The organism is Thioclava sp. JM3 (assembly GCF_002213185.1).
GTDB lineage: Bacteria > Pseudomonadota > Alphaproteobacteria > Rhodobacterales > Rhodobacteraceae > Thioclava > Thioclava nitratireducens.
The window spans coordinates 1-24,559 of record NZ_NBOB01000003.1 but is presented as its reverse complement, the minus strand read 5'-3'; the positions used below and the strand labels follow the sequence as shown (position 1 = coordinate 24,559).

Sequence of the window (24,559 nt, the reverse complement as noted above, 5' to 3'; positions counted from 1 at the left end):
GGGCCGGAGTAAGGGCTACGTATACCTCAAAGATGGCGGCAAAATCACGAGGCTCGGCAATGACGCGGGACGACAGCGCATCCAAACCGGCAGAGCTTCGGCACCGGATCATGGCCGGCTTCATCGGCAACGTGGTCGAATGGTATGACTTCGCGCTCTATGGCTATCTGGCGGGCGTCATCGCCCCGGTCTTCTTCCCCTCGAACGACCCGACCGCGGGCCTGATTGCAACCTACGGGATTTTCGCGGCCGGGTTCCTGATGCGTCCACTAGGCGCGGCGGTGTTCGGGTGGTTCGGCGACCGCTACGGGCGCGCCCGAACGATGCAGATCTCGGTCGTGATGATGGCGATTCCGACGCTGTTTCTGGGCATATTACCAACCTATGCGCAGGTCGGCGTGCTGGCGCCGGCACTTCTGGTTCTGGTGCGGCTGCTGCAGGGCCTGTCGGTCGGTGGGGAGTTCTCGTCCTCGGCGACCTATCTTGTCGAAACCGCGCCCCTGAAGAAACGCGGCTTGACGGGGAGCTGGGCCAATATCGGCTCCATGTCGGGATCACTTCTCGGGGTCGGGGCGGCGGCGCTGGTGACGAACCTGTTCGACGCGCAGACGCTCGCCGATTGGGCGTGGCGCCTGCCCTTCCTTGGGGGCGCACTCCTCGGGACGGTGGCGATCCTGATCCGCCGCAACCTGCACATGTCCGAGCATTTCCGGCAGCATCAGGAGGGGCGCGACGAGACGTCTCCCCTTCTCGAAGCCTTCACGACGAACCGTAAAGAGACGCTTCTGGCGGTGGCCTTCGCGGCCAGTTACGGCACCTGCTACTACATCGCCTTCGTCTATCTTCCGGAATGGTTGTCCGGCCAGGGCTTGATGGCGCGAGACACGGCGCTTCTGATCAACACCGCGATGACGGTCCTCGTGATCCCCGCGATGCCACTGGCGGCGATCGTGGGCGACCGGTGGCTGCCGCGCAAGGTCTGGATCGCTCTGGCGATCGGGTCGTTGGCGCTGGCCGCGTGGCCCTTGCACGAATGGATGCTCGCGTCAGGCGGCGCGATTCTGCCCGTGGTGGTGGCGCATGCGGTGAGCTTCCTGCTCTTGGCCGTACCGCTGGGATCGGGGCCCGCCCTGTTCGCGGAGATGTTCCCCGAGCGGGACCGGCTCTCGGGCTATTCCGTGGCCTTCAACATCGGCCTCGGCATCTTCGGAGGTCTCACCCCGATGATCGCCACGAGCCTCATCGCCGCGACGGGCCTCGTCACCGCCCCCGCGCTCTACATGCTCGTGGCGGGCTTGATCGCTGTGGTCGCACTCCTCTTCACCCCGGATCGCAGCCGCGCGCCCTTGCGCTGACCGGATCGCCTGGCGAAACCCGATTGAAGGCTGGACCGATCGCCGGGATGCGCTATCACGGTATCGGCGCGATCCTCTGCGGACTGACGCGCGATCGACCGTGAACCGTGCAGAAGGAACGCAGACCGGATGGAACAGCGCGGAACCGACCGTCTCAAGCTCGCTCTTCTCGCGCTCGCCGCAGCGGCCCTGATCGTGGGGCTCGCCTTCTGGTTCGCGGGCGCCGAGGCCATGGCAAAAGCGAGCTGGGTCGTCGGCGTCGTGCCCACCCTCGCCGCGCTGGTTTACGAAATCTCGCGCAGCCTGAGGCGCGGCGAAGTCGGTCTGGATATCGTGGCCGCGCTCTCGATGACCGCCGCGCTTGTCTTTGACGAAACACTCGCGGCCGCGGTCGTGGCGGTGATGTATTCCGGCGGCACGTTCCTCGAAAGCTTCGCCGAAGGCCGCGCCCGGCGGGAGATGCACGACCTGCTTTCCCGCGTCCCTCGGACCGCGACGCGTCACCGCGACGGCGAGCTGGAAGATATCTCCCTCGACGAGATCGCCCCCGGGGACCGCCTGCTGATCCATCAGGGCAACGTGGTGCCCGTGGACGGGACCTTGGCGTCCGAGACGGCTTTTCTGGACACATCGGCGCTGACCGGGGAGTCCTTGCCAGTGCGTCTGGCGCACGGGGGCGACATCATGAGCGGCTCGACCAACGCGGGCGAAGCCTTCGACCTTATCGCGGTGCGGCCCGCGAAGGACAGCACCTATGCCGGGATCGTCCGGCTGGTCGAGGAAGCGCAGGCCTCGAAGGCGCCGATGTCGCGGCTGGCGGATCGCTGGTCTCTGGGCTTTCTCGTGGTCACCGTCGCCATCGCCTTCGCCGCGTGGTGGTTCACCGGAGACCCGATCCGGGCCGTTGCCGTTCTGGTGGTCGCGACGCCCTGCCCGCTCATCCTCGCCGTACCGGTCGCGCTGGTCGCGGGCCTCTCGCGCGCGGCGCATTACGGCGTGCTCATCAAGGGTGCGGGCCCGCTTGAGACGATGGCGCGTATCCGCACGCTGATCCTCGACAAGACCGGGACCCTGACCGACGGCCGCCCGCAGATCGTGTCCATCGACAGCCATGACGGGATGGAGGAGGACGAGATCCTGCGCCTCGCCGCAGCGCTCGATCAGGCGTCGAAACACCCCGTAGCACAGGCGATCGTCGCTGAAGCGAAAGAGCGCGGCTTCACCCTGCCCGTCCCGTCGGATGTCGCTGAAATCGCGGGCGAGGGAGTCGTCGGCCATGTCGAGGGGCGCAAGGTATTCGTCGGCGGCGACGATTTCGTAGCGGCGCGGGTCGGGCGCAAACCGGGCGATCACCCAGCGATGGCCGCCGGGGCGGTTCTCGTCGCCGTCGCAGTGGATGGCAGGATGGCCGGGCATCTGGTGATGGCCGATCCGCTGCGCGAAGGTGCGGGCGCGATGCTCGACGGGCTGCGTCAGGAGGGGATCGCCCGCATCCTGCTCGCGACCGGCGACCGGACGGACGTCGCCGAGCGTGTGACCGAGGGGCTCGGCCTCGACGGGTTGCGCGCGGGCCTCACACCGGACCAGAAAGTCCTCCTCGTGCTCTCCGAGCGCAAGAACGGGCCGGTCATGATGGTGGGCGACGGCGTGAACGACGCGCCCGCCCTCGCCGCGGCAGATGTCGGCGTCGCCATGGGCGCACGCGGGGCCGCCGCCTCGGCCGAAGCGGCGGATGTGGTGCTTCTCGTCGACCGGATCGATCAACTGCGCGCGGGCATCGAAATCGCCGCGTCCTCGCGGCGGATTGCCTTCGAGAGCGTCGCCGCCGGGATCGGGCTCTCCGTGCTCGGTATGATCGCGGCCGCCTACGGCTACCTGACCCCGGTCGAGGGGGCGATTTTGCAGGAGGTGATCGACGTCGCCGTCATCCTCAACGCCTTGCGCGCCCTCCGGATCAGGCCCGAGTGAGACCGCATCGCAATCGCGCGCCCTCACCCGGCCCTGCGCCGAACGATGCTATCGCAGGTAGACCTGGTTGCCGCTGCGCACGACGCTCACCCTGTCGCCGACGCGGAACTGGTTCGACATCTGGATCACGGTGATCGAGCCGCCATTGTCGAGCCGCACGGTCCACGCATAGGAGGTGTAGGTGCCGCCCTGGCTGGCGATGTTGCTGCCGACGATCGTGCCCGCGATCGCGCCGACGCCGGTCATCACGTCCTTGCCTTGCCCTGAGCCGAGCTGATGGCCAATCACGGCACCGACGAGACCGCCCGTGACCGCGCCGACGATCTGGTCGCCGTCACTGGTCCGGCGCATCGTGACCGGCTGCATCGCGACGATGCGGCCGTATTCCACACTCTCGTAATTGTAGGTGGTGCGCGTGCCGGGGGCCGGGCCGTTATAGGGCCCGGTCGCATAGGGACCCGGCGTCGGGTTACAGGCAGCGACGCTCAGCGCCGCCGGCAGGACAAGAAGAAAGAAACGCATTTGAACCTCCATGGTAGCTCCGCCGCATGTCGTCGACATCGGGGCGTAGGAAGAGCTTGCCGCGACTCAGAGAGCGTTTCCTTGTTTTCGGACAATACGCGCGAAGAAGTCGCAGGCGGAGGCTGCATGGAGGGGAGAAAGTTTCTTGGCGATCCCTGAAGGACTCGAACCCTCAACCTGCTGATTAGAAGTCAGCTGCTCTATCCAGTTGAGCTAAGGGACCGCGTGGCCCCTAAATGCGCGATCGGGGCGCGCGGCGCAAGTTCAGATCGCGCGCATCAGGAAGACGGAATTCGGATCGGGTTGATAGCCGACATAGGGCCCGCATTCCGTAAATCCCGCGCGCAGGTAAAGCTGGCGCGCCGGAGCGAAGGAATCCTGCGATCCGGTCTCGAGATAGAGGCGCGCCATGCCCTCGGCGCGGGCGGCTTCGACCAACTGCTCGAGCATCCGCTGCGCCAGCCCCTGCCCGCGCATTTCGGAAAGGATGTGCATCGACTTGATCTCGCCCTCATCGGGCGCGATGCGCTTCAGCGCCCCCATGCCGACCGGGCGTCCCGCCTGCCGCATAACGAAAAACGAGATGCCGGGCGCGGCGAGCGCATCGGGCGGCAGCATGTGGATCGACTCCGGCGGCGTATCGGCGTGCATCGCCGCCGCGTGGCGGGCGTGAAGCTCTGCGAGATCGCCCCCCAGCGGGGTCTCGCGCGCGATTTCGATCGTGTCTTGCATTGGGCGTCCTCATTCGTGTCGGCGGCAGATTAGGCATGGCGCGCGCCGGCCTCCAGCGCGAAAACGCATCAGTTGCGAATGACTTTGCAGAAGCCGCCCCCACCGCGGATTTTCTCGCAGGTCGCCAGCGCCTCCTTGCGCGAACCCGCCGGGACCTGCGCGGTGTATTGCGCGCGTCGTCCGAAGCCCGGCATGACCGCACGTACGAAGCGCAGCTTGGCGTCGCCGATAACCCCGGAGTGGCGCGCGGCAGCCTTTTTCCCGAAAGTCTCGGCCGATCTCTGGGTGCGCCCGGCGGCCACGATGACGCCCCAGGGCGGGACCGGATCGCGGAATTCGCGGATCGCCTGACCCTCCGCCAATGTGGTGCAGGCGACGAGGAAAGGCGTATCGCCATCGAGCCTGTAATCCACCCTATCTGGCGGCGTGTCGCGCCAGTCTTCTGCCGAGTGCCCCGTGATCGCGCGGACATAGGCCCGGGTTTCTCCCGCGAGGCCGCCGGTCTTCGCAATGAAGCCCGCCGCGCGATCCTCGCCGCCGTTATAGCCGATCGCTGCGAGGCCGGGATTGCCGAAGCGTCTGGCCATCTCGCCGAGGTAACGCGCCGAGGCCTCGATCGCTTGCGCCGGGTTGAACGGGTCGGCAAGCGCGCGCAGCCGCGCCGTGCCCGGCATGAATTGCGCGATACCCTGCGCGCCCGCCGGGCTGATCGCCGCCGGATCGAACCGGCTTTCGCGCCACAAAAGCCGCGCGAAATAGCCCGGATCGAGCCCAGCCTCGTCGGCCGCGCTTTGAATGAGCCTGCAGGTGTCGGCGAAATAATCCGTCAGTCCGATACATCGCCGCCCGTCCGCAGTGCAGCGCAGATCGGGCGCGGGCGGACCGATCATCGCCCGCGCCGGTTGCGCGTTCGGCGTCCCCGCGAGGGCACAGAGGATCAGGGCGGAAAGGACGGCTCGCATTGCGGAAAATTACCGGGATTCCCGGCGTGGGGCCAGCGCGAGTTCAAGGACGAAGTCACCAGACATCGTGCGGCTGCATGGACGAATGGGCTGGCTTCAAGCAGCTTTCGCTCAGCCCCAGTCGCGCAGCCCTAGTCGCGCAGCACCCCGGCGGCGGTCAGCGCGTGGCGGTCAGGCCGCCAGATATCGGTATGCGGTGTCGCGAAGACCCGCGCGGCGAAGCGCGCCGTCACGCCACGCTCGCGCAGGAAAGCGCGGTCGATCTCCTCCTCTTTTCCGATGTCGATCGGCAACGGGTAAGCTTCCAGGCTGTAGCCGTGAAAACCCAGCTTCCCTTCGGGGCCAAGATCGCGATGCGCGCCTGCCATGAAAATCAGCGTGCAGGCCGAGTAGCATCGCTTCGTCACCCGCGTCTTCAGCCCCCGCCTCATCACGCGCTGCGCCAGCGCGCGGGCGGCAAAGACGTGCCCACCGGCGCTGTCGAGATCGATCGCCGAGACGCCCTGCGTCGGGGTTGCCTCGAACCGAGCCAGAAGATCGTAGCTGATATCGCCGGTGAGATAGACGATGCCGTTTCGCACCTCCAGCGGCATCGGCCCGGCATGAGCGATCGGCGCCAAGGCCATCGTTTGCCGCGCCGATTGGTCGAGCGCATGCGTCGCGCTCACCACCGCGACGGCCCCGATCGCCACACGCGCGGCGAACAGCACATCGCCCCGTGCCCGCGCATCGACCCAATGCGAGACGCTGCGCCACGCCCCCACCACCTGCCATACCGCCAGCGCGATGTCCGCGAGGATGAGCATTGAGAAGAGTGGCATTGGCACCGGCGGCGACACGACCTGCCAAAGCCGAGCCACGGCGAACCGCCCGCCGATCAGCACGACTATAAGCGCGATCCACGGCGGGTACGCGCCGCGCCAATATGCGCCGATGCCCCAGAGCGGGGCTGGTTGCGATGTCCGGGTGGCTCGGGCCATTCACGCCGTCCTTTCGAGCACTATCAAGCGTCAGTGTAGCACGACCGAGCCGAAAACCGGGAATCCGCCTCGCCGACCGGGCTGCGAGGCAGACCGAAGGTGGACCTTCTGCGACGACGGGAGCCTCTGTTATACTTTTCGGATCGGGAGGTTTCTTCGCATGATCACGCTGACGATCAATGGGCGACATATCGACGTCGAGGACGGCACCAGCTTGCTGGAGGCGGCGAAGACAGCCGGCATCCACATCCCGACCTTGTGCCATTATCCCGGCCTGCCCGCCCATGCCGTGTGCCGCATGTGCCTCGTGGAGATCGAGGGCACGCAGAACCCGCAACCGGCCTGTCGCACTCTGGCGAAGGATGGGGACGTGGTGACGACGGACAGCGAAGCGCTGACTGCCTTTCGGAAAGCCGATGCGGAATGGCTGCTCGCGCGGCATCCGAACGACTGCATGCGCTGCGAAGTGAACGGGGCGTGCCAGCTCCAGCGTCTCGTCCATGAGAACCAGTGGGAAGAGCGTTGGCCGAAGACGCCGGCCGGGGCCGTCACCGCGTCGGAAGAACCCTCCTGCGATCACACCTCCCCCAGCATCTGGCGGGACCTGTCGAAATGTATCGAATGCGGGCTTTGCGCGGAGGTCTGCGGCGACAGCGTGCAGAACCAGAACGTGATCGGCTTCGCCAATCGGGGCTTCGACCGGCGCCCCGTCACCGTCTTCGACGTGCCGCTGTCGCAGACCAACTGCATTTCCTGCGGCCAGTGCACACTTGTCTGCCCGGTTGGCGCGCTGATCGAGGCCCCGCATTGGCACGAGGTGCTGCGCACGCTCGATGCCCATCGGCGGGTCTCCGTGGTTCAGGTCGCCCCGGCGACCCGCATCGCCATCAGCGAGGAATTCGGTCTGGAGTCGGGAACTGTCAGCACGGGGCGCCTGATCAATGCGCTGCGGCTCTTGGGGTTCGATTATGTGTTCGACACGAATTTCGCCGCCGATCTCACGATCATGGAGGAAGGCACTGAACTGCTGTCGCGCCTCGAGGCGGGCACAGATTTGCCGCTGTTCACCTCCTGCTGTCCGGGCTGGGTGAACTGGGTCGAGTTGAACCGGCCCGATCTTCTGCCGCATCTGAGCACGACCAAATCGCCACAGCAGATGCATGGCGCGATCGCCAAACGGGGCCGCTTCGCGCGGTCTCTGGGCCCTGATTTCGCAGACGGCAAGGCCGAACCCTACGTGGTGAGCGTGATGCCCTGCACCGCCAAGAAGGACGAGGCTCAGCGGCCCGGCGTTTCGGGCGACGTGGATCATGTGCTCACCACCCGAGAGCTGGCGCGGATGATCCGGTCGCGCGGGATCCCGTTCGGGGCGCTCTCCGAGGACGGGCAATTCGACAGCCCGCTGGGCGAGAGCACCGGGGCCGCCCAGATATTCGGCGCCTCGGGCGGCGTCATGGAGGCGATGGTCCGCACGGCTGCGCATTTCAAAGGGGTCGAGCACGATCTGCCGCTGGAATGGGAGGCATTGCGCGGTGTGCGCGAGGGCGTGAAGACCGCGACCATTCCCGGCGTCGGCACGGTGGCCGTGTGCAACGGGATCGCGTCCGCCCAGCGCATGCTGGAGGATGAGACGTGGCGCGAGGACTATGTCGCGATCGAGGTCATGGCCTGCGTCGGTGGCTGCCTCGGCGGCGGCGGCGAGCCGAAATCCATGGACCCGCAAATTCTGCAAAAACGCGCCAAGGCGATCTACAGCGTCGATGCAAAGGCACCGCGCCGCCGTTCCTATGAGAATGCGGATGTGCAGGCGCTCTATGCCTCGGAACTGGGCGCGCCGAACTCCCCGACCGCGCACCATCTGCTCCACACCCATTACGCCGCCAGACATTCCAAACGCTCGCTGCTGATGCGCTTTCTGGATTGCGTGGACCGGCGCGACGGTGCGGCGGCTGCAAAGCTGTTTCATCCCGACGGGGTCTGGTCGACCGCCTCTCCCTTCGGCGTGCTGACCGGCGCGGACGAGATCGCGGGGCTCATCGACGCGAAGCTTCCGCCGAACCTGCGCGGCGCGAAATATGCGCGCCACCAGATGGAGCGCGCCTCGGATATCGACGATCTCACGGTCCTCGCCCCCGACGGGAGCCGCAGCCGCTTCGATCTGGAGCTGAGCACCGTGGAGGAGGACGGATATTCGCAGATGGCGATCAAGACCCTCACGCGCACGGTCCTTTGATGCGGTGATGTGCAAGCATTGCCCGCAGCGGCCGACGACAGATCGCGAATTGATCAACTCGCCGACCCCACGCGCGTTTCTTCTTCGCTTCTTGTTCTAGAGCAAGGCCATGGCGGGCGACGGGGTTCATCCTTTGCGACGTATCACACCTGCCCGCCCCTGCGGGACGAGAAACCGGAACGGATTCATCATGCCGAGTCAGAGCCGCGACGAGATCGAACACGTATTGTCCAGCGCGAAAAGCCGCCGACCTTGGCGGCTCTGGGCCCTCGGCGCGGGGGCCCTCGTGATCGCGGTCGGCGCTTGGGTCTGGTTGGCGCCGTCCCGCGACAGCACCGGCACGAGCTACATCACGCAGGCCGTCACCCGGGGCGATTTGACCGTCACGGTCACCGCGACCGGCACGGTGCAGCCCACGACGGAAGTCGAGGTCTCCTCGGAGCTGTCGGGTACGCTGGCAAGCATCGACGTCGACTATAACGACGAGGTCACGGTGGGTGAGGTGCTCGCGCGGCTCGACGATACGAAATTCAAGGCGCAGGTCGCCAATGCCGAGGCCGCGCTTGCGGCCGCCAAGGCGCAGCTCGCACAGGCCGAAGCCACCCAGAAGGAAGCGACGGCACTCTACGAGACACAGGCGGAACTGGACCGGCGCGGCGTCTCGACCCATAGCACCTTCGTCACCTATATCGCGCAGCGCGATCGCGCGGTGGCGGCCGTTCAGGCCGCGAAAGCGTCGCTGACTTTGGCCGAGGCGAACCTTGCTTTGGAGAAGGACGATCTCGAGAAATCGGTCATCCGGTCCCCGATCAACGGCGTCGTTCTGGACCGCAATGTCTCGGCCGGTCAGATCGTGGCCGCCTCGCTATCCGCGCCCACCTTGTTCACGCTCGCCGAGGACCTGCGCCGCATGCAGTTGCTCGTCGATATCGACGAGGCGGATATCGGTCAGGTCGCGGTCGGCAATGACGCGACATTCACTGTCGACGCCTATTCCGGTCGCTCTTTCCCGGCGACGATCACGCAGGTGCGCTACGCCCCCGAGACCACCGACGATGTCGTGACCTACAAGGGTGTGCTGGCGGTCGACAATGCCGACCTGCTGTTGCGCCCCGGCATGACCGCGACGGCGACGATCACCGTGGACGAGGCCAAGGACGCGCTCCTGATCCCGAATGCGGCGCTGCGCTATGCGCCCCCGCAACAGGTCGAAGACGCAGGCAATGGCGCGAGCGGGCTCATCGGCCTCGTGATACCGAGCCGACCGGGTTCGGAGAGCGGTACCGCGAGCGGGAAATCCGTCTGGGTTCTTCGCGACGGCACCCCTGTCGAGGTTGCGGTCACGCCGGGGGCGACGAATGGCAAGTTCACGATCGTCACCGAAGGCGACCTGGTCGTCGGCGATCAGGTCATCACCGATCAGCGGGACACGTCGCGATGAGTGAGCCGCTCCTCGAGCTGCGCGGAATCGAGCGCCACTACGGCCACGGGGAGACCCTCGTGCGTGCACTCGACGGCGTGGATCTTCGCGTCGAACCGGGGGAATTCCTTGCGATCATGGGCCCCTCGGGGTCGGGAAAGTCGACCGCAATGAATATCATCGGCTGCCTCGACCGGCCCACCGCGGGGAATTACCTGTTCAACGGCGTCGAGGTCGCGACCCTGAACCGCGATCAAACGGCCCTGCTGCGCAGGCATTACCTCGGCTTCGTCTTTCAGGGCTACAACCTTCTGCCCCGCACCACCGCGCTGGAGAACGTCGAACTTCCGCTGATCTATAAAGGGATGCGGAAGGCCGAACGCGTGGCGCGCGCCCAGCTGGCTCTGGCACGGGTCGGGCTTGAGGGGCGCGAGGATCACACGCCGTCGCAGCTCTCGGGCGGTCAGCAGCAACGGGTCGCGATCGCGCGGGCGCTTGCGGGAGAACCGATGGTTATGCTCGCCGACGAGCCCACGGGCAATCTCGACACCAAACGCAGCGTCGAGATCATGGACCTGATGCAGGATCTCAACCGCGAGTCCGGCCTGACCATCGTCATGGTCACGCATGAGGAGGATATGGCCGCCTACGCTTCGCGCCTCGTCGTCTTCACCGACGGCCGGGTCGTGCGTGACGAGAAGATGCGCGAGGGGGCCCTGTGATGCTCTGGGAAACCATCCGGCTCGCACTCACCGCGATCATCCGAAACGCGCTTCGCTCCTTTCTCACCGTGCTGGGCGTGGTGATCGGGGTGGCGGCCGTCATCGCGATGATGACCGTCGGGCAAGGTTCCTCGGAACAGGTCTCGGCGAATGTCGCCGCGCTCGGCACCAATGTTCTCGTCCTGCGATCCGGTGCGCGGATGATGGGGCCCGGATCGCGCGAGGCCGCCCCGCCCTTCAAGCTGTCGGACGCCGAGGCGCTGAAAGACCTGAGCAGCCTCTCCGCCGTCGCGCCGGTCGTCTCGACCGCGGCCACGGCCGTGTTCGGCAATAACAACCGCATGACTTCGATCACCGGGACGACCTCCGCCTATCTCGATATCGGTGGCTGGTCTCTCGCACTCGGGCGCAGCTTCACCCCGGCCGAGGATCGCAGCGGCGCCAATCTTTGCATCATCGGCGAGACCGTGCGGACGACCCTGTTCGGCGCGACCGATCCGACTGGCGAGAAGGTCCGCATCAAGTCGATTTCCTGCGAGGTGATCGGCTTGCTGAAGGCGAAAGGTGCAGGCTCGTTCGGGCAGGATCAGGACGATCTCGTCATCATGCCCATCCGAACGGTGCAAAGACGGCTGATGGGCAGTCAGGACGTTTCCACGATCTCGGTTCAGGTCGCGCCGAACGTGTCGACGGCCCGGGCGACCTCCGACATTGAGACCCTGATGCGCGAGCGGCGTCGCATCGCCATCGGCGAAGAGGACGATTTCTCGGTCTTCGACATGGCCGAGCTGAGTTCGATGCTCAATTCGGTCAACTCGGTGCTCACCGGCCTGCTCTCCTCCGTCGCGGCGGTCAGCCTGCTGGTGGGCGGCATCGGCATCATGAACATCATGCTCGTCTCGGTGACCGAGCGTACCCGCGAGATCGGCATCCGCCTCTCGGTCGGCGCGCAGGCGCATCAGGTGCTGATGCAGTTTCTGGTGGAGGCGGTGGTGCTCTCGGTTCTGGGCGGGATCATCGGCATCCTCTTCGGCCTCGGCCTCGCCTATGTCGCGTCGCGGATCATGGCGATCCCCTTCTCGCCACGCCCGGATATCATTCTTCTCGCCTTCGGCTTCTCGGCGGTAGTGGGAATGGTCTTCGGCTACTTCCCGGCGCGACGCGCGGCACGGCTCGACCCGATCGATGCGCTTCATTACCAGTAGAGGCGGTGGCCGGGTGGCCCCTGAAACGCAAAACGGCGCTGCCACCGCAACGCCGTTCTCGTCATTCGTTGGTGAGGACCTGGCCCCTCAGTGCGTCCAGTTCGCGCGGCGGTCGGTGGCGAAGTTCTCGCCGTAGCCGCGAGCGCGGACATTCGGGGCGCGCTTATGCGGCTCGGTCACGACGTAATCGATGCCCTTTTCCTTGGCATAGGCTTCCGCCGCTTCGCGTGTCTCGAAGCGCAGCCGTACCTGCGCCTGCGTGTCGTTCGAGCTGGTCCAGCCCATCAGCGGGTCGATTTCGCGAGCGTCGGCAGCGACGTAGTCGAGATACCAGAACCGCGTCTTCGCGTTGCCCGATTGCATGGCGTTGCGGGCGGGTTGGTAGATGCGCGCGCGCATGGGCAAACTCCTCTGCGATACCTCTGGCTTTTCTTAGTGCATCTGCAACAAATCGCAAGCCCCGGAGCGCAATGGCGACGGATGCGCGACGATTATGCAGGGTGCAGCGGGAAGGAAGGAAGACCGTCCGCCGCTGTTGCCCGGGCATCCGCTTTGCACAAATAAAGTAGCGGACCTGCGAACCGACCGGAGGGCAAGCTCAGGGTGACGCGCCGCTCGGCGGTCGGACACGCCCCAAGAGGCAAAAGACGCTCCCCCAGACCGTCGCGACCCCAGGCCGAACTCCGCCACAAGCCTCTGTTAAATATGGACAATCCGACAGCGCCCATTAAGCTTTTCTCAACCTCCCTCGCAAACCCTTGAATGCGAACGAAAAGAGGACAAATCTGGGGAGCAAGCAAAAGGTCTGCCCGATGCCCCACAACAATACCAATCTGCCCACCGAACGCCCCGATGTGCTTACCCGCCCCAAGCTGGAAGGCGGCAAGCGGTTCGTGATGCACACTCAGTACGCTCCGGCCGGCGACCAGCCCACCGCGATTGCAGAGCTGTCTTCCGGGGTCGAGGCGATGGAGCGCGATCAGGTGCTGCTCGGGGCGACCGGGACCGGCAAGACCTTCACCATGGCAAAGGTGATCGAGGAGACTCAGCGCCCCGCGATCATCCTCGCGCCCAACAAGACCCTGGCCGCGCAGCTCTACGGCGAGTTCAAGAGCTTCTTCCCCGAAAACTCGGTGGAATATTTCGTCTCATATTACGACTACTACCAGCCCGAAGCCTACGTGCCGCGCTCGGACACCTATATCGAGAAGGAATCGCAGATCAACGAGCAGATCGACCGGATGCGCCACTCGGCCACCCGGGCGCTTCTGGAACGTGACGACGTGATCATAGTGGCCTCGGTCTCGTGCATCTACGGCATCGGCTCGGTCGAGACCTATTCGGCGATGACCCAGGATCTCAAGACCGGCGACCTGATCGAGCAGCGCAAGTTCATCAACGAGCTGGTGGCGCAACAGTACAAACGCCTCGACGCGGCCTTCCAGCGCGGCGCGTTCCGGGTGAAGGGCGACACGGTCGATCTGTGGCCCGCCCACTTGGAGGACCGCGCCTGGCGGTTCTCCTTCTTCGGCGAAGAGCTGGAGGCGATCACCGAGTTCGACCCGCTGACGGGCGCGAAGACCGACAGTTTCGACCAGATCCGCATCTACGCGAACAGCCACTACGTCACACCACGCCCGACCCTGCAGCAAGCGGCCAAGGGCATCCGCAAGGAGCTGGCGCTCCGGCTGAAGCAGCTGGAAGAGGAAGGCAAGCTGCTGGAGGCGCAGCGCCTCGAACAGCGCACGAATTTCGACCTGGAGATGCTGGAGGCGACCGGCGTCTGCAACGGGATCGAGAACTATTCGCGCTACCTCACGGGTCGCGCACCCGGTGAGCCGCCGCCCACCCTGTTCGAATTCATCCCCGACAACGCGATCGTCTTCGCCGACGAGAGCCACGTCACCGTGCCCCAGATCGGCGGCATGTATCGCGGGGACTATCGGCGCAAGTTCACGCTGGCAGAACACGGCTTCCGCCTGCCGTCTTGCATGGATAACCGCCCCCTCAAGTTCGAGGAATGGGATGCGATGCGGCCGCAGTCGGTCTTCGTCTCGGCGACGCCCGCCGCATGGGAGCTGGAACAGACCGGTGGCGTCTTCACCGAACAGGTCATTCGCCCCACGGGCCTCCTCGACCCGGTCGTGGAGATCCGCCCGGTCGAGACGCAGGTAGACGACGTGCTTGATGAAATCCGCACCGTCGCGGCGCGCGGCTATCGCACGCTGGTCACCACGCTGACCAAACGCATGGCCGAGGATCTGACCGAATACCTGCACGAGCAGGGCGTTCGCGTGCGCTACATGCACTCCGACATCGACACGATCGAGCGGATCGAGATCTTGCGCGACCTGCGCCTGGGCGCGTTCGACGTGCTGATCGGGATCAACCTGCTGCGCGAGGGTTTGGACATTCCCGAATGCGGGCTGGTCGCGATCCTCGATGCCGACAAGGAGGGCTTCCTGCGTTCGGAAACCTCGCTGATTCAGACCATCGGCCGCGCCGCGCGGAACTCCGAGGGGCGGGTCATCATGTATGCTGACAGGATCACCGGCTCGATGCAGCGCGCGATGGACGAGACCGACCGCCGCCGCGCCAAGCAGATCGCCTATAACGAGGAACACGGCATCACGCCGGAGACGATCAAGAAGAATGTCGATGACGTTCTGGCGGGCCTCTATCAGGGCGACACCGACATGTCGCGCGTGACCGCCAAGGTCGATGCGGTGAAGCCGGGGGCCAACCTTCAGGCTCATCTGGACGACATGCGCGCGAAAATGCGCAAGGCCGCCGAAGATCTGGAATTCGAGGAAGCCGCCCGCCTGCGCGACGAGGTGAAACGTCTCGAAGCGGTGGACCTCGCCGTCCACGACGACCCGCTCGCACGACAGTCCGCAGTGGAAGCGGCAAGCGAGGCTGCGGTCAAGGCGACGGGCCGGTCTACTGCGGGTCGCCCGGGCCAGCGCGGGGGTGTGAAGCGGCGGAAGGGGCGGTGAGGCTTGTCCGGCGCCTCTTGCTGAGCCTCTGGCTCGGCGCGCTCGCCCTGCCCGCGCAGGCCCAGACCCTAACCTGCGCCGCACCGCCATTCGACGATCCCCCCGAGGTCGCAACCATCGTCGATCAGCTGCGTCCCGCGCTTGACCGCTGGCCGAGCCTTCATGTTGCGCTCTTTCGAGACGCTAGAGAGCTGTGTGTTGCCGACACGCTGCACGATGCGCGGGGATATTTCGAGCCGCGCTCCTCCCGGCTCGTGATCGCCACCGATATGGCACCCGCCTTGCAAAAGGCAGTTCTGATTCACGAATTGCGCCATCTGGAGCAGAAATTCCACGGCTCCTGCCCCGAGCCGAACCTGTCGATGAAGGAAAACGCCCGCGCGATCTTCGCGATGGAGGCCGATGCCACCACCTACAGTCTCGCCGTCGCCTGGGATTTGCGCAAAGCCGGGATGCCCGACACCTGGAACGCGCTGGCGACCTGGCCAATGCAGGCCGATATCGCGACCGCGTTCGAGGCCGAAATGGGCCGCTCGGGCGATCTCATCAGTGCGGCCAGCGCCGCGTTCACCCAATGGTACGCGAAAGACGAACGACGCGAGCTATACTACCTCGCGTCGTGCAGCGATTATCTCGAGTCCCGCGACCGGGACCACAGAATGCTCAGCTATGATCGACTTTCCAGCGGCTTCTTCAACGCGCTTTGTCGGCTTCCCGATGGCGAAGCCTACCCTTGCGCAGAATCCGGAGGATGAGGGTCAGCCGCCGCTGACCGTCAAGCCCAGCAGCCGCCATTGCTGCATCCCGCCGCGGTAGTAATAGATCTTTTCCGCCGGGAAGCCGGCTTCGATCATCCGGCGCGCGGCTGTCGGCGACTGGCCGCACCACGGACCGTTGCAGTAAAGCGCGACCGATTTCACGTCCGGACCATCGCAGATGAAGCCCTCGAAATCGGGCTGACAGCCAAGCTCGCCCAGACGATCGGGGGCTTCCATGTAGGGAATGTTGATCGCGCCCGGGATCGCACCGCCCTCAAAATCGCGGGTCACACGTCCGTCGACGACCACCACGTTGGGATCCTTGAGAAACTCCATCATCTCCAGTTCACCCACCGGGGTCACACCCGGCGCCGGGATCATCGGCTGGATGCAGAAATTCGGACAGGGGCGCGAGGTCTTGGCCCACTCGCCTTCCAGCTTGTTCTCGTTATCCTGAATCCGCTTGATCTCGACCGGCCCCTTGGCAGTCTCCACGGTCACGGACATAACGTCCGGGCGAATATTCACCGGTTCGGCGAAAGCGGGCGCGGTCAGAACAGGCGCGGCAACAAGCAGCGCGGCAAGAAACATGAAACGCATGATAACCTCCCTTTTTCGTGATCTTAACATAACTCCCGGCCTTGTCGCCGGACGTGCGGATCTTTAGCTCAACGAAATGAGAGCGATTTTGATCCTCGGTGCGGCGGTCTGGGCGGAGGGCGCCCCGTCCCCCACTTTGCTACGGCGCACGCGGCACGCGGCTGCGCTATGGCACTCGGGCGCGGCGGAGCGGGTGATCTGCTGCGGGGGTGTCGGGCGGTATCCACCGAGCGAGGCGGAAGTGATGGCCCGGATATTGCGCGCGGAAGGAGTGGATTCTGAGGCGATCCTTCTCGAAGATCGCTCGACCAGCACTTACGAGAATATCGGCTTCGCGCAGGCGCATCTGGATGGCGACGAGGTAACCATCGTCACCGATCCCTACCACGCACCGCGCGCGGTGATGATCGCGCGCCGGATGGGGCTGCGGGCACGCGCGGATTGCCCCACGCACCGCGCAAGCGCGAAGGCCCGCGCCCGCGAAGGCTTCGCCTACCTGAAGCTGGGATGGTGGATGGCGCGGGGCGGGCCCTTGCCCTGACCCGCGCCGCATGCGTCAGTCGAGGATCATCTTGCCGATGATCAGCACGATCACCGCCCCGACAAGCGCGATGGCGATTATCGCAAGCAGGCCGCCCGCCGCAAGCACCGCTCCGCCCAGAAGGGCCACGATGAACGGGGTGATGAGGGCGCCGACGACGCCGATCGCCAGATAGGCGGCTTTGTGACGTCCGCCCGAGACGACGCTCGCGATCCAGCCCGCCAGAAGACCTGCGAGCACGAGAAGGATCAGGCCGACCGTGCCGATTGCTTGCAGAACGCTTTCCATGATTTCACTCCGATATGTCTTTTCACATCAACGCGAGGCGCGCTCTGAAGTTCCCTCTTCGCGCGCCTATTTCGGCAGAGCAGCGCCCCGTGCGTGCCAGTCAGAAATCGGCGGAAACTTCGTACATCACCGGCTCGAAATTGCGGCAGAGCGTGTAGATGACCCGGTTGCGCTCGATCATCTCGGGGCTGCGCAGCATCGCCTGATAGTCGCCGCGCTCGTGCCATTTGGAATAGGTCGCGATCCGCGTGCGCGCGTCGTTCATATGCAGGCCCGCGCCGATGAAACCGGGCGCTTTCGAGATCACCTCGGCATAGGCGGCTTGCAGCTTCTCCATCAATTCGTCGGCTGTGGCGGGCGTCATCTCGAAGGTGCAGATCACGGTCTGTCCTTTGAAATCGCTGGTAATCTCGGTCATGGGCGGTCCTCCTCCGGGTCATGCTCGCACAGAAGCGCGCAGAAATCACCGCTCTTTTGTTCTCCCGTATCAGAGCGGCAGAAGCGCCAGCGCCGGGATCGCTACGATCAGCGCGATCCGGATCAGATCGGCGCCGACGAACCAGCTGACCGCGCCCCAGCTCGCGCGGCCCGGCCCCTGCCCTTCGATGGCGGAAATGACGAAGAGGTTCATGCCCACGGGCGGCGTGATCAGCCCGACCTCGACCACGATCAGCACCAGCACCCCGAACCAGATCGCGAGTGCCTGCGGGTCGAGGCCGAAATCGAGCCCCGCGACGATCGGCCAGAAGGTCGGAACGGTCAGCAGGATCATCGAGAGGCTGTCCATGAAGCAACCGAGCACGAGATAAAGAACCAGCATCGCGATCAGCACAGCCCACGGAGACACCCCCGCGCCGGTGATCATCTGCGCGAGTTCCTGTGGGAAGCGCGCGAAGCCGAGGAACCCGTTATAGACCGCCGCGCCAAGGATGATGAAGAACACCATCCCGGTCGTCTGCGCGGTCTCCAAAAGGGCGCGCACCAGCCCGCCTCCGCGCAAGCCCCCCGAGGCCCAGGCGGCGATCCCGGTCAGCGCCGCGCCGATGGCCGCACCTTCGGTGGGCGAGACGATGCCGCCATAGATGCCACCTACGACGAGCGCGAAGATCGCGACCACTGGCCAGATTCCAATCAGCGCCCGCACACGTTGGGTCAAATTGAGCGCAGCGCGCGGAGCGCCGGCGGCGTCAGGATGCCGGATCAGGTAGGCGCGCGTCGCGATCACGTAGCCCAGAACCGCCAGCAGCCCCGGCAGCACGGCGGCGGCGAAGAGCGTCGCGATGTTCTGCTCGGTGAGGATCGCGAAGATCACCAGTACGATCGAGGGCGGGATCAGGATGCCGAGCGTGCCGCCCGCCGCGAGCGTCGCGGTGGCGAGCGCGCTCGAATAGCCCGCCGCCCGCATCTCGGGCAGCGCCACACGCCCCATCGTCGCCGCCGTCGCGAGCGAGGAGCCGCAGATCGCACCAAAGCCCGCGCAGGCTGCGATCGCTGACATCGCCAGCCCGCCCCGCCGGTGCCCGATCAGCGCGTCCGCGGCACGAAACAGCGCCCGGCTCATCCCGCCCTGGGTCGCGAATTGCCCCATCAGCAGGAACATCGGGATTACCGACAGCTCGTAATGGGCGAAGGTCGAAAACCCCTCGTTCTTCATCTTGGCGAGCCAGATCTGCGGGCTTCCGGTCAGCGCCCAGAGCCCGCCTGCGCCCAAGATCAGCATGGCCAGCCCGATCGGCGCGCGCAGGGCGATCATCAGCAGCAATAGCGGAAAAGAGGTCAATGCGAGGGCGAAATCACTCATCGTATCCCCCGCCAGCCGCAAGCCGCCAGCCGTTCCACGTGGCCACCACGGCTGAGCCCCATGCGCCGGGCAAGCAGGCCGCATAGCCCCACCAGAGCGGCAGCCCCAGCAGGAAGGTCGTGGTGCCCGAGCGCATCTTCGCCCCCATACCCAATCCGATCCGCCACGCGATCACAGCGAACAACACCGCCGCCACCAACTGCCAGAACAGGTCAAGCCAGCGCGCCGAACGGCCACGCAGGATCTCGACCCGCGCATGGGCGTGGCGCAGTTGCACCAAGGGGATCATAGCGTAGACGATGGCAGGCAGGCTCAGTTCGACGATCTCGAAACCTGCCTTGAACGGGCCTATCCCAACGCCCCCGGGGAGCCAGCCGCCTTGCGCGCCCTTCAAGCCGAGCGCGCCGAGGCTGGAGAGACAGGTCATCACGACCAGCGCCAATAGCACCAGCCCGCCGAGCAGCGCGAGCCCCTGCGCCGCCCTCTCGATCGCGCCGCGAGCCATGCTCAGAACAGGTGTTTCTCGATCAGGGCGCGCGCGGTTTCCAGTAGCTCATCGCCCGGCACGCCGTTCTCTTTCATCTCGGCGACCCATGCGTCGATCACGGGCTGCGAGGCGTCTCTCCACATAGGTGTATCCTCGGCCGGGATCGTGATGATCTCGTTGCCCAGATCCATCGCGGCCTGACGCGAGGGGATATCCTCGGCCTGCTGCAAACGGCCCGCCTGCGCCGAGAAGTCGGCGCCGGAGACGCTGTCGATCGCGGCTTGCAGTTCGGGATCGAGCGCGGCGTAGCGCTCCTTGTTCATCGCGAGGATGAAGCTCGCGGTGTAGATCGACGGCCCGGCGAATTGCGTGTGATGGTGGATCAGCTCGCCGATATGCAACGAGGCGGACACCTCCCAAGGCAAAAGCGCCCCATCGATCGTCCCGCGGGAAAGCGCCTCGGGCACAGAAGGCACCGGCATCCCGACTGCCGTCGCGCCGAAATGCTCCAGCAGCTTCGTCGTCACCCGCGAAGGCCCGCGCAGTTTCAGCCCCTCGAAATCGGGAATGTTCCGCACCGCCTTGTTCGCGTGGATAACGCCCGGCCCGTGCACCCAGGTGCCCAGAAGATGGAAGTCGCGAAAATCCGTGTCGATCATCTTCGCTTGCGCCAATTCCCACAGCGCTGCGGAGGCCGCCTCGGCCTCGGCGACCATGAAGGGCAGCTCCATCACCTCGGTGCGCGGGAACCGTCCCGGCGTGTAGCCCGGCAGTGTCCAGACGATGTCGACCACCCCATCGGTGACCTGATCGACGAGATCGGTCGGTTTCCCGCCCAACTGCATGGAGGGGTAGTGCTGGATGCGAACCCGGCCCTGCGTCGCCTCCTCGACCGCCTTGATCCACGGTGTGAGGATATGGGCGGGCACGAAGCTGGTCAGCGGCAGGAACTGGTGGAGTCGCAGAGTGACCTCCGGCTCGTCGGCCAACACGGGCGGCGCGGCCAGAGCGGCGGCGCCTGCGGCAAGGGCGAAACTCTCACGGCGGGTGAATCTCTGGCTCATGCGGGGCTCCCTCTCACGCAGTCCAGAGCGGATTTACCCGGCGGATGCCCCGACGTCCAGTTTTGCTTTTCCCGAGAGGACGGGATCTGTCATGCGGCGCGCGATCCGGTGCCCCGCTCGGGCGGATCCCTCCTCTTTCCGCAAAAGAAAAACCCGCGCCAAGCGCGGGCTTTTCCTGTCCCCGGAGCGTCAGGCCCTACCCCGTATCTCCGGAAATGAAAGAGGCCGGAACGCTAACGTCCGGCCTCTTCCAATTCGGTGTTAACCGAAATTAGTTGTTCGAGGCTGCGACAGCAACGCCGAGCAGCAGCAGAACCGGGATGATGATGCCGGCGTTCGAGGACGACGACTGCTCAACCACGACGGGCTCGGGCTCGACGACCGGAGCGGTGTAGCCACCGGCGAAAGCGGTCGAACCGGTGAGGCCGAGGGCCAGGGCGATGGTAGCGATCTTTTTCATAGTAATCTCCGTCATTACCGTAGGGAGCCGCCGGGTTTTCTGGCAGCTTCCCGGCGAGACTTACACAGCTTCCCGGGATTGCAAAGAGTGAATTACACGGCCCATTCACGCAGAGGCGAAGACTGTTGCACTTTGGCACGTTTATTGCATGAAATGCCCACAATTCGTGTCTAACGCGGCACATGGCACCATTCTGCGCTTCTTGAGCGGCGCGGATTCTGAGAAGAATTACCAGAACTTGCCGGGAAATGGCTTGCATCTTCGCCGCCCGGGAATCAAGGCATCGACATAGCACAGGCAAGGACGAGAATATGAAAATCGCGATGATCGGCACGGGCTATGTTGGCCTGGTTTCGGGGGTGTGTTTCTCGGATTTCGGCCATGAGGTCGTTTGCGTCGACAAGAACCCCGCGAAGATCGAAATGCTCGAGGGCGGCCGCGTGCCGATCTACGAGCCGGGCCTCGACGATTTGATGGTGAAGAACGTCGAAGGCGGGCGTCTTTCCTTCACCACCGACCTGAAGAAAGCCGTTGCAGGCGCCGATGCGGTCTTCATCGCGGTGGGCACGCCGACGCGGCGCGGCGATGGCCATGCGGACCTGACCTATGTGATGGCCGCCGCCGAGGAGATCGCCAACGCTATGACCGGCTATGCGGTGATCGTGACGAAATCGACCGTGCCGGTGGGCACCAACCGTCAGGTCGCGGAGGTTGTGCGCAAGACCCGTCCCGACATCGAGTTCGACGTGGCCTCCAACCCCGAATTCCTGCGCGAGGGCGCGGCGATCGACGATTTCATGCGGCCCGACCGGGTCGTCGTCGGCACCACCTCCGAGAAGGCCGAGGCGGTGATGGGTGAGATCTACCGCCCGCTCTTCCTGCGCGAATTCCCGATCCTCTACACCGATCTGGAAACCGCCGAGATGATCAAATACGCGGCGAACGCATTTCTCGCGACGAAGATCACCTTCATCAACGAGATCGCGCGGCTCTGCGAGAAGACCGGCGCCGATATCAAGCAGGTCTCGCGCGGCATGGGTCTCGACGGCCGGATCGGCAACAAGTTCCTCCATGCGGGCCCGGGCTACGGCGGTTCGTGTTTCCCGAAGGACACCGCGGCATTGGCGCGGATCGGTCAGGACTATTCCTGCCCGATGGAGATCGTCGAGACGGTGATCAAGGTGAATGACGACATCAAGCGGCGGATGATCGAGAAGGTCGTCGATCTCTGCGGCGGCTCGGTCAATGGCAAGACGATCGCGGTCTATGGCGTGACCTTCAAGCCGAACACCGACGACATGCGCGAGGCCCCTGCCCTGACCATCGTGCCCGCACTGGTGGGCGGCGGCGCGAAGGTCCGTGTGGTCGACCCGCAGGGCAAGCGCGAGGGCGAAGCGCTGCTGCCGGGCGTGTCCTGGATGGATGACGCCTATGCGGCAGCCGAGAAGGCCGATTGCGTGGTGATCCTGACCGAGTGGAACGAGTTCCGCGCGCTCGATCTGCAGAAGATCGCAGCGACGATGGAGACCGCGCGCATGGCCGACCTGCGCAACATCTACTCCGAGAAGGACGTCAGGAAGGCGGGCTTCGCGGATTACGTCGCGGTCGGGCGGTAAGGAAGCGGCCGCGCCGGGATCGGCCCCGGGGAGGGGGCTCTGCCCCCGCCCTTCGGCCCCCCGGGATATTTCTCCCAAGAGGAAGGGGAGGCCGCTTAGGCCACCTGCCCCGCCGCCCAGCCGGACGCCCAGGCCCACTGGAAGTTGTAGCCACCGAGCCAGCCGGTGACATCGACCACCTCGCCGATGAAATAGAGCCCTGGCACCTGCTTGGCTTCCATCGTCTTCGCGTCGAGCGCATCGGTGGACACGCCGCCCAGCGTGACCTCCGCCGTGCGATAGCCTTCCGAGCCCACGGGCCGCACCTGCCAGCGATGAATCTGATCGTCGAGCTTGGCCAGATCCTTGTTCGATTGCTCGGCCAGCCGCCCCTTGAGCTTTGCCTCCGCCACCACAAATTGCGCGAGCTTCTCCGGCAGATGCCGCGCAAGCGCATTGTGCAGCGCCTGCCGGCCCGCCGCGTCGCGCTGCTCAGCCAGCGCCGCCGCGATGTCATCGTCTGGCGCGAGATCGACCCTGAGCGTGTCGCCCTCGCGCCAATAGCTGGATATCTGCAGGATTGCAGGGCCGGACAGCCCGCGATGGGTGAACAGCAAATCCTCGGCGAAATGCGTCTTGCCGAGCCGCAGATCGACGGGCCGCGCCAGGCCGGACAGCGGCGCGGTGCGCGCGAGATCCTGCTCGGCGAAGGTCAGGGGCACCAGAGCGGGGCGCGTCTCGACGATCTCGAGGCCGAAGCGCTGCGCGATCTCGTAGCCGAGGCTGGACGCCCCCATCTTCGGGATCGACTTGCCGCCCGTCGCCACAATTACCGAAGCCGCGCGGATCGGGCCTTGCGAGGTCGTCACCAGGAAACCGTCGCTCTCGCGCTCCACCCGGTAGATCGAGGTCTCGAGCGACAGCTCGCCCCCTGCCGCACGCAGATCGCGCAGCAGCAGGTCGATGATCTGCGTAGCCTTCCCGTCGCAGAACAGCTGGCCGAGATGTTTCTCGTGCCACGCGATCCCTGCCGCATCCAACCGCGCGATGAAATCCGCAGGCGTATAGCGCGACAGCGCCGAGAGAGCGAAGCGGGGATTGCGCGACAGGAAGCGTTCGGTCGCATTCTGCCGGGTCAGTAGCCGGTTGGTGAAGTTGCACCGCCCGCCGCCGGAGATTCGAATCTTCTCGCCCGGGCGCCGTGCGTGGTCGAGCACGCGCACCGACCGCCCGCGCCGCGCCGCCTCGATCCCGGCCATCAGCCCGGCAGCGCCCGCGCCGAGTATCACAACATCGCATTTTTCCATGCCGCCTCGCTTGCCGTAGCGGCGCATGACGCGCAATCGAAATTTGTCGGATTTTCCTCTTGAAGCCCCGCGCGAGCTTGGCTAGATAGCCCCCAAGTTGGGGCGTAGCCAAGTGGTAAGGCACCGGTTTTTGGTACCGCGCACCGTAGGTTCGAATCCTACCGCCCCAGCCACTCTCCTTTTTTTATAGCGAAACCAGCTAATTGCGGACCGGACCAGTTTCGCAAACGGAACACTTTTGCGGATAACGTTCCCGGACCATCTAGGCGCACATTCTCGTCGAGTCGAAGGATCGCTCTCGCGCACTCTACAGCCGCAAGCTCAGCCTCGGCGTTACTGGGTCGTTCATTATACTTCTCCCGAATCGAAAAAGGGCGGAACCCGAAGGCCCCGCCCTATTGGCGCGTTCACGACAGAAGCGATCAAGAAAGCCCTGCGTAATGCTCCTCAAGGATTTTGACCTGCTCCCCTTCGAGTCCGCGTTTATAGGTTAGCTCTGTTCAGGGTTTGGTCCTCTTTCGACCTTTGGTGATACTCCCACGGGGCGAGCCCGTCGAGGCTCG

At 65.3% G+C, this 24,559-nt stretch carries 23 protein-coding genes and 2 tRNA genes; 11 read left to right on the top strand and 14 right to left on the bottom strand.

Annotated elements, in window-relative coordinates; all coding sequences use genetic code 11:
• Positions 1–59 precede the first annotated feature (59 nt).
• Both B6V73_RS05995 and B6V73_RS05990 read left to right on the top strand, forming a co-directional pair.
• Positions 60–1,355 carry an MFS transporter gene (locus B6V73_RS05995; RefSeq protein ID WP_206185565.1) on the top strand — a complete coding sequence of 432 codons (1,296 nt, stop codon included), beginning with the start codon at positions 60–62 and terminating at the stop codon, positions 1,353–1,355.
• Positions 1,356–1,484: 129 nt separating this feature from the next.
• A complete protein-coding gene (locus B6V73_RS05990; protein WP_088724790.1) occupies positions 1,485–3,323 on the top strand; it encodes a heavy metal translocating P-type ATPase in 1,839 nt (612 codons plus the stop codon).
• A 48-nt stretch (positions 3,324–3,371) separates the two neighbouring features.
• Here the strand turns inward: B6V73_RS05990 and B6V73_RS05985 are convergent, their stop codons facing one another.
• The 5 genes from B6V73_RS05985 to B6V73_RS05965 form a co-directional block, all read right to left on the bottom strand.
• Positions 3,372–3,845: a glycine zipper 2TM domain-containing protein gene (locus tag B6V73_RS05985; protein WP_168174871.1), complete on the bottom strand. Its 474-nt coding sequence runs from the start codon at positions 3,843–3,845 to the stop codon at positions 3,372–3,374.
• A gap of 146 nt (positions 3,846–3,991) precedes the next feature.
• A tRNA-Arg gene (locus B6V73_RS05980) sits at positions 3,992–4,068 on the bottom strand.
• Between the two features lie 41 nt (positions 4,069–4,109).
• On the bottom strand, positions 4,110–4,577 hold the full coding sequence (locus B6V73_RS05975) for a GNAT family N-acetyltransferase (RefSeq protein ID WP_075774298.1): 468 nt from the start codon (positions 4,575–4,577) through the stop codon (positions 4,110–4,112).
• Between the two features lie 68 nt (positions 4,578–4,645).
• A complete protein-coding gene (locus tag B6V73_RS05970) occupies positions 4,646–5,467 on the bottom strand; it encodes a lytic transglycosylase domain-containing protein (RefSeq protein WP_088724948.1) in 822 nt (273 codons plus the stop codon).
• Between the two features lie 203 nt (positions 5,468–5,670).
• Positions 5,671–6,519 (bottom strand): hypothetical protein, encoded by an 849-nt coding sequence (locus B6V73_RS05965; RefSeq protein ID WP_088724788.1) that lies wholly within the window; start codon positions 6,517–6,519, stop codon positions 5,671–5,673.
• Positions 6,520–6,679: 160 nt separating this feature from the next.
• On the opposite strand from B6V73_RS05965, the gene B6V73_RS05960 reads away from it, so the two are divergent.
• From B6V73_RS05960 to B6V73_RS05945, 4 genes are all read left to right on the top strand, one after another.
• A complete protein-coding gene (locus tag B6V73_RS05960; protein WP_088724787.1) occupies positions 6,680–8,752 on the top strand; it encodes a [FeFe] hydrogenase, group A in 2,073 nt (690 codons plus the stop codon).
• Positions 8,753–8,942: 190 nt separating this feature from the next.
• Positions 8,943–10,193 (top strand): efflux RND transporter periplasmic adaptor subunit, encoded by a 1,251-nt coding sequence (locus B6V73_RS05955; protein ID WP_088724786.1) that lies wholly within the window; start codon positions 8,943–8,945, stop codon positions 10,191–10,193.
• Positions 10,190–10,894 (top strand): ABC transporter ATP-binding protein, encoded by a 705-nt coding sequence (locus tag B6V73_RS05950; protein WP_088724785.1) that lies wholly within the window; start codon positions 10,190–10,192, stop codon positions 10,892–10,894. The genes B6V73_RS05955 and B6V73_RS05950 overlap by 4 nt, the downstream gene beginning before the upstream one ends.
• A complete protein-coding gene (locus B6V73_RS05945; protein ID WP_088724784.1) occupies positions 10,894–12,099 on the top strand; it encodes an ABC transporter permease in 1,206 nt (401 codons plus the stop codon). The genes B6V73_RS05950 and B6V73_RS05945 overlap by 1 nt, the downstream gene beginning before the upstream one ends.
• Positions 12,100–12,186: 87 nt before the next feature.
• On the opposite strand, the gene B6V73_RS05940 is transcribed toward B6V73_RS05945, so the two are convergent.
• Positions 12,187–12,498 (bottom strand): ETC complex I subunit, encoded by a 312-nt coding sequence (locus B6V73_RS05940; protein WP_075774291.1) that lies wholly within the window; start codon positions 12,496–12,498, stop codon positions 12,187–12,189.
• Positions 12,499–12,911: 413 nt separating this feature from the next.
• Here B6V73_RS05940 and uvrB point away from each other — a divergent pair, with 413 nt between their 5' ends.
• On the top strand, positions 12,912–15,095 hold the full coding sequence (uvrB, locus tag B6V73_RS05935) for an excinuclease ABC subunit UvrB (RefSeq protein WP_075774290.1): 2,184 nt from the start codon (positions 12,912–12,914) through the stop codon (positions 15,093–15,095).
• Complete coding sequence (locus B6V73_RS05930) at positions 15,092–15,850, top strand: DUF6782 family putative metallopeptidase (RefSeq protein WP_143597877.1); 759 nt, start codon at positions 15,092–15,094, stop codon at positions 15,848–15,850. The genes uvrB and B6V73_RS05930 overlap by 4 nt, the downstream gene beginning before the upstream one ends.
• Before the next feature lie 3 nt (positions 15,851–15,853).
• Here B6V73_RS05930 and B6V73_RS05925 read toward each other — a convergent pair whose 3' ends face one another.
• On the bottom strand, positions 15,854–16,453 hold the full coding sequence (locus B6V73_RS05925; protein WP_075774288.1) for a rhodanese-like domain-containing protein: 600 nt from the start codon (positions 16,451–16,453) through the stop codon (positions 15,854–15,856).
• Positions 16,454–16,529: 76 nt separating this feature from the next.
• Between B6V73_RS05925 and B6V73_RS05920 the strand changes: the two genes are divergently transcribed.
• Positions 16,530–16,994, top strand: coding sequence for a YdcF family protein (locus tag B6V73_RS05920; protein WP_088724783.1), 465 nt, complete (start codon positions 16,530–16,532; stop codon positions 16,992–16,994).
• A gap of 15 nt (positions 16,995–17,009) precedes the next feature.
• Here B6V73_RS05920 and B6V73_RS05915 read toward each other — a convergent pair whose 3' ends face one another.
• The 6 genes from B6V73_RS05915 to B6V73_RS05890 all read right to left on the bottom strand — a co-directional run bounded on the left by B6V73_RS05915 (position 17,010) and on the right by B6V73_RS05890 (position 21,094).
• Positions 17,010–17,282, bottom strand: a complete 273-nt coding sequence (locus tag B6V73_RS05915; protein WP_075774286.1) for a hypothetical protein — start codon at positions 17,280–17,282, stop codon at positions 17,010–17,012.
• A 100-nt stretch (positions 17,283–17,382) separates the two neighbouring features.
• The gene (locus B6V73_RS05910; protein ID WP_075774285.1) at positions 17,383–17,700 is read right to left on the bottom strand and encodes an antibiotic biosynthesis monooxygenase; all 318 of its coding nucleotides are present in this window, start codon (positions 17,698–17,700) and stop codon (positions 17,383–17,385) included.
• A 69-nt stretch (positions 17,701–17,769) separates the two neighbouring features.
• The gene (locus B6V73_RS05905; protein ID WP_088722469.1) at positions 17,770–19,083 is read right to left on the bottom strand and encodes a TRAP transporter large permease; all 1,314 of its coding nucleotides are present in this window, start codon (positions 19,081–19,083) and stop codon (positions 17,770–17,772) included.
• Positions 19,076–19,588, bottom strand: a complete 513-nt coding sequence (locus tag B6V73_RS05900; protein WP_088724782.1) for a TRAP transporter small permease — start codon at positions 19,586–19,588, stop codon at positions 19,076–19,078. The genes B6V73_RS05905 and B6V73_RS05900 overlap by 8 nt, the downstream gene beginning before the upstream one ends.
• A gap of 2 nt (positions 19,589–19,590) precedes the next feature.
• Entirely contained in the window at positions 19,591–20,634 is a 1,044-nt protein-coding gene (locus B6V73_RS05895; RefSeq protein WP_088724781.1) for a TRAP transporter substrate-binding protein, read from the bottom strand.
• 271 nt (positions 20,635–20,905) lie between these two features.
• Positions 20,906–21,094, bottom strand: a complete 189-nt coding sequence (locus B6V73_RS05890) for a hypothetical protein (RefSeq protein ID WP_172976163.1) — start codon at positions 21,092–21,094, stop codon at positions 20,906–20,908.
• Positions 21,095–21,405: 311 nt separating this feature from the next.
• Here B6V73_RS05890 and B6V73_RS05885 point away from each other — a divergent pair, with 311 nt between their 5' ends.
• Entirely contained in the window at positions 21,406–22,710 is a 1,305-nt protein-coding gene (locus tag B6V73_RS05885) for a UDP-glucose/GDP-mannose dehydrogenase family protein (RefSeq protein ID WP_088724780.1), read from the top strand.
• Positions 22,711–22,805: 95 nt separating this feature from the next.
• Here B6V73_RS05885 and B6V73_RS05880 read toward each other — a convergent pair whose 3' ends face one another.
• Positions 22,806–23,996, bottom strand: coding sequence for an NAD(P)/FAD-dependent oxidoreductase (locus B6V73_RS05880; protein WP_088724947.1), 1,191 nt, complete (start codon positions 23,994–23,996; stop codon positions 22,806–22,808).
• A gap of 98 nt (positions 23,997–24,094) precedes the next feature.
• Between B6V73_RS05880 and B6V73_RS05875 the strand changes: the two genes are divergently transcribed.
• A tRNA-Gln gene (locus B6V73_RS05875) sits at positions 24,095–24,169 on the top strand.
• Positions 24,170–24,559 lie beyond the last annotated feature (390 nt).